Here is a 463-nt window from a genome sequence, read left to right on the forward strand (position 1 = left end):
GTTATATACTATGTATGATTCAACTGTATTTTTTGTCAGTTTTGTGTAACGGAATAACCGGGTATTTACTGCTCTCCGGAAAAGAAGGGGAAACTGAAACCCCAGGGCTTCCGCTTAATACTCCTACTTTTTATCTTGTCTTGGGGATATTAAGCTCCATTACAGGGATTTTAAAATTACTGTCGCCTCTCCCCTCAAGCATTGATGCCGTAAGGGGCGTTCTTATATTTGGGGATTTTATCCCAGCCGCCGCCGGAATTGCAGCCGGAATTGTGTTGCTCTTTGGGCTATACCGCAAAGGTGGGGGTGAAACTGCGGAAAATGCAACGCCTGGAAGTCTGGATCGTATAGGGACAAGCCTTTTGGCTTTAAGAAGACCTCTGGGTTTAGCTTTGTTGGCAGCCGCTTTATTGCATTTTGTTTTTGGAGAAATACTCTTTCTATAATAAAGTCAGATTAATAC

At 43.0% G+C, this 463-nt stretch carries 1 protein-coding gene; it reads left to right on the forward strand.

Translation table 11 applies throughout. From position 1 onward, the window contains the following. Window positions 1-446: hypothetical protein (locus ACYVTD_RS16600; RefSeq protein ID WP_461248761.1), on the forward strand; the 446-nt coding region annotated here is incomplete at its 5' end. Window positions 447-463: the final 17 nt, after the last annotated feature.

The organism is Treponema sp. R6D11, assembly GCF_054786075.1.